Source organism: Parvibaculum sp. (assembly GCF_049672805.1).
GTDB lineage: Bacteria > Pseudomonadota > Alphaproteobacteria > Parvibaculales > Parvibaculaceae > Parvibaculum.
Genome location: NZ_JBATWS010000314.1, coordinates 1 through 4,311 on the forward strand (window position 1 = coordinate 1; position 4,311 = coordinate 4,311).

The 4,311-nt window shown below is 61.1% G+C and carries 5 protein-coding genes; 2 read left to right on the plus strand and 3 right to left on the minus strand.

Translation table 11 applies throughout. The annotated features are described in order from the left end of the window. A partial coding sequence (locus WBF74_RS10005) for an adenylosuccinate synthase (RefSeq protein ID WP_424438983.1) occupies window positions 1-1,267 on the minus strand: 1,267 nt, incomplete at its 3' end. Window positions 1,268-1,465: 198 nt separating this feature from the next. On the opposite strand from WBF74_RS10005, the gene WBF74_RS10010 reads away from it, so the two are divergent. Together WBF74_RS10010 and WBF74_RS10015 are read left to right on the plus strand one after the other, a co-directional pair. Then, on the plus strand, window positions 1,466-2,383 hold the full coding sequence (locus tag WBF74_RS10010; RefSeq protein WP_424438986.1) for a pirin family protein: 918 nt from the start codon (window positions 1,466-1,468) through the stop codon (window positions 2,381-2,383). A 3-nt stretch (window positions 2,384-2,386) separates the two neighbouring features. Beyond that, window positions 2,387-2,776: an OsmC family protein gene (locus tag WBF74_RS10015; protein WP_424438989.1), complete on the plus strand. Its 390-nt coding sequence runs from the start codon at window positions 2,387-2,389 to the stop codon at window positions 2,774-2,776. A gap of 3 nt (window positions 2,777-2,779) precedes the next feature. Here WBF74_RS10015 and WBF74_RS10020 read toward each other — a convergent pair whose 3' ends face one another. Further along, window positions 2,780-3,277: a PAS domain-containing protein gene (locus WBF74_RS10020; protein ID WP_424438992.1), complete on the minus strand. Its 498-nt coding sequence runs from the start codon at window positions 3,275-3,277 to the stop codon at window positions 2,780-2,782. Window positions 3,278-3,409: 132 nt separating this feature from the next. After that, a partial coding sequence (locus tag WBF74_RS10025; protein ID WP_424438995.1) for an NAD(P)-dependent oxidoreductase occupies window positions 3,410-4,311 on the minus strand: 902 nt, incomplete at its 5' end.

Below are 4,311 nucleotides of genomic sequence, written 5' to 3' on the forward strand. Positions count from 1 at the left end.
GGACCGTATCCTCACGGTCAGGAGAGGTGGAGAGCAGCGCCACCGGCGCTTCGATCAGCTCTTCCACATAGCGCACATATTTCACGGCCGCTGCCGGAAGTTGCGCCCAGGAACGCGCGCCCTGCGTGCTGTCATGCCACCCTTCCAGCGTTTCATAGATCGGCTTCACACGCGCCTGCGCTTCCTTGCCCGCCGGGAAATGATCGAGCCGCTTGCCATCAAGATCGTAAGCCACACAGACCTTGATCTCGTCGAAGCCGTCAAGCACATCAAGCTTTGTGAGCGCAACGCCCGTGATGCCGCCCGTCTTGATCGCCTGACGCACCATCACCGCGTCAAACCAGCCGCAGCGGCGCTTGCGGCCTGTGACCGTGCCGAACTCATGGCCACGTTCGCCAAGGCGCTGGCCGGTTTCATCCTGCAATTCCGTCGGGAACGGCCCCTCGCCCACACGCGTCGTATAGGCTTTCGTGATGCCGAGAACATAGCCAATGGCACCCGGACCAACACCCGAACCACCGGCAGCCTGCCCCGCCACCGTGTTAGACGAGGTGACGAAGGGATAGGTGCCGTGATCAACATCGAGCATGGTGCCCTGCGCGCCTTCAAACAGGATGCGCTCACCCCGCCGCTTCGCCTCATCAAGCACACGCCAGACCGGCGCGGCGAAAGGCAGGATACGCGGCGCAATTTCGAGCAGCGCTTCCACGATGGGGGCCGCTTCAAACTCCGGCAGTCCATTGCCACGGCGCAGCGCATTGTGGTGCGCGAGCAGCCCTTCAACCTTCACCGCCAGCGTGGAGGAATCTGCAAGATCCATCACACGGATAGCCCGCCGCCCCGCCTTGTCTTCATAGGCCGGGCCGATGCCACGCTTCGTCGTGCCGATCTTCACGCCGGAGTTCGAGCCTTCACGCATCTCGTCGAGTTCCCGGTGAACCGGCAGGATCAGAACCGCATTTTCGGCGATCTTGAGGTTCTCCGGTGTGACCTTCACGCCCTTGGAGGCAATCTCGTCCACTTCCTTCGCAAAGGCCCAGGGATCAAGCACCACGCCATTACCGAGAATGGAGAGCTTGCCGGGACGCACAATGCCGGAAGGCAGCAGCGACAGCTTGTAGGTCACCCCGTCAATGACAAGCGTATGGCCCGCATTGTGACCGCCCTGGAATCGCACCACCACATCGGCGCGCTCCGACAGCCAATCCACAATCTTGCCCTTGCCCTCGTCCCCCCACTGGGAGCCGACTACCGCAACATTTGTCATTTGATTCAATGCCTTAGGGTGTTAATCCCGACCTGATCCCCGCCACAAAGCGGAGCCCAGACAAGCTGAAAGCCCCCTTGGCCTTTCGGCCGGGGGCTTTGGCATTGTCTATCCGATCAGCGCGCCCAAGGGAAGGGACTTTGGCGGCCGCGGCAGATATCCTGTGGATCGTTCCGCCCCCACCCGAAGGACACCCCCATGAGCTGGCGGCCAGACCTCGACCCGGAACCAGGCGACCGCAAATCCTGTGAGGCGCTGGCACTCGTCATCGTGCCGCGCGCACGGGATGTCGGAAACTTCGAGGTTCGCCGCGCCCTGCCCCAGGCGAGGCGCCGCATGGTCGGCCCCTTCATTTTCCTCGACCAGATGGGCCCGGCCCAGATGGCACCGGGTACGGGCATGGATGTGGCGCCTCATCCCCATATCGGCCTTGCGACCGTGACCTATCTCTTTGACGGTACGATCATGCATCGCGACAGCGAGGGCCATGTACAGGAGATTTTGCCGGGCGCAATGAACCTGATGACGGCGGGGCGCGGCATCGCCCATTCCGAACGCACGCCCGATCTGCCCCGCAAGAGCGGCCAGCGTGTCGGCGGCATGCAAAGCTGGGTCGCGCTGCCCAGAGCGCTCGAAGAGACGGCCCCCACCTTCCAGCATTATGCCGCCGAAAATCTGCCCGTGGTGACAGATCACGGCCTCACCGCCCGCGTGATTGCTGGCGATGCTTTCGGCAAGCGATCTCCGGTGACAACGCTTTCGGACTGGTTCTATGTGGACCTGATACTCGATGCCGGAAAATCGGCCCCGCTTGATCCCGATTACGAGGAACGCGCGATCTATATTGTCAGCGGCGCGATCGAGATTGCGGGCGAGACATTCGAGGCACCGCAGCTTCTCGTCTTCCGCCCCGGCGACCGCATCACCATCAAGGCAATATCGCCCGCACGCATGATGCTGCTTGGCGGCGCAACGCTCGAAGGCAAGCGCTACATCTGGTGGAACTTCGTTTCATCGAGCCGCGAGCGCATCGAGCAAGCAAAGGAAGACTGGGCGCAAGGCCGCTTCAAGCCCGTGCCTGATGAAACCGAACTCACCCCGCTACCGGAGGCCTGAGCCATGGCAACGCATGTCCATCTCGTGAGTCACGAAGGCGTCTTTCAGGAAATGGAAGCGCGCCAGCACCGCATGACCGCCGACGAACCGCTGAACAATCACGGCACGGATAAAGGCCCGGCCCCCTATGAGCTGCTGCTTGCCTCTCTGGCGGCCTGCTCTTCGGCGACGCTGCGTATGTATGCTGATCGCAAGGGCTGGCAGCTTGGCACCATCACGGCAGACCTCACCTTCCAGCGCGACAAGGAAGGCAGTGAGACGATCGAGCGAACCATCTCCTTCAGCGAGAAGCTGAGCGAAGAACAGATGGACCGCATTCGCGACATCATCGAAAAGACGCCGGTGACAAAGACGCTGAAGCGCGGCACGCCGATCAGCACGCGCTTCATCTGACCGTCAGGCCGCCAGTTCCCATGCGAGGTAACGCTCGCGCGAGGCTGATTGCGGATCGGCGAAAAGGCTCATCGCGCGCAGGATCATGTTCACCTCACCCGAACTGTCGATGAGCGGAAGTTCGATCGACTCAAGCGAGAGCCAGTCGCGCGAAACCCATCTCGGCCGCTTCAGGCGGTGAAAGGGACGGACCTCCTCCGCCACGATGCGAAGCCCTTCCAGAATTTCCTCATAGTCATCGCCATAGAGCTGCGGGCTGATCAAACGGCCCGTCACATCCCGGCCGACCGCTTCCACAATTTCCGTGCCGACCAGCCTGTGCCGGAACTGCAGCGGATCACGTTGGACATCGACCAGATTCATGATTGGCAAGAAGGGTTTGATTTCCGACGGCATCAGGTCGGTTCGCGACGCCGCAGGCCGATCCCCTCTTTTTTTCCGCCAATAGTCGAAAAGATAAGCCAGCCTTGGGTCCAGAAACCCATGCTCCCCGTTCATCATTTTGCCCCCCGGCAATTATCAGCACACCCGGGGAAAGTCTCGCGGCCTCGTGGTTAAGAAAGGATTACCGCGCCAAAATGGAGATGGCGGGCACTATGCCCGCCATCCAGGGAGTTTTGATTTCTGGAAGGATCAGAAAGTCAGCGCCTTCACCTGCACGACATGCGGCAGCGCCTGAATTTCGGCAAGCGTTTCCGCAGGCACATCCCCGTCAACCTCGACGAGACAGATGGCGTCGCCACCGGCCTCTTCACGACCAAGGTTGAAGTTGGCGATATTGATGCCCGCCTTGCCGAGTATCGTACCAAGCGCGCCGATGAAGCCCGGCTTGTCCTTGTTCGTGACATAGAGCATGTGGCGGCCAAGCGTACCTTCCATGTTCACGCCCTTGATCTGGATGACGCGCGGCAGACCGCCGGAGAAAACCGTACCGGCAACCGAACGCTCCTGACGCTCCGTCTTCACGATGAGGCGGATATAGGTTTCGTAAGCGCCCTGCTGTTCGCGGCGAACCTCTGACACCTTGATGTCACGTTCCTTGGCGATGACAGGCGCTGAGACCATATTGACGTCAGCAAGCTGCGGCTTGAGAAGGCCCGTCAGCGCGGCATTTGTCAGCACACGCGTATTCATATTCGCAACGTCACCCGCATATTCGATGGTAACAGCGGAAATGCCCGTCTCGGTGAGCTGACCCGCAAAAGAACCAAGCTGCTGGGCAAGCGTGAGGAAGGGCGTGAGCTTCGGCGCTTCTTCCGCCGACACGGAGGGCACGTTGATCGAATTGGTGATCGCGCCCGTCAGCAGATAATCCGCCATCTGCTCGGCAACCTGCAGCGCCACATTCTCCTGCGCTTCATTGGTGGAGGCACCGAGATGCGGCGTGCAGATAACCTGCTCCATGCCGAAAAGCGGATTTTCCTTCGCGGGTTCTTCCTCGAACACGTCGAGCGCCGCACCCGCCACCTGGCCGCTTTCAATCGCTGCCTTGAGGTCAGCCTCGACGATGAGGCCGCCGCGTGCGCAGTTGATGA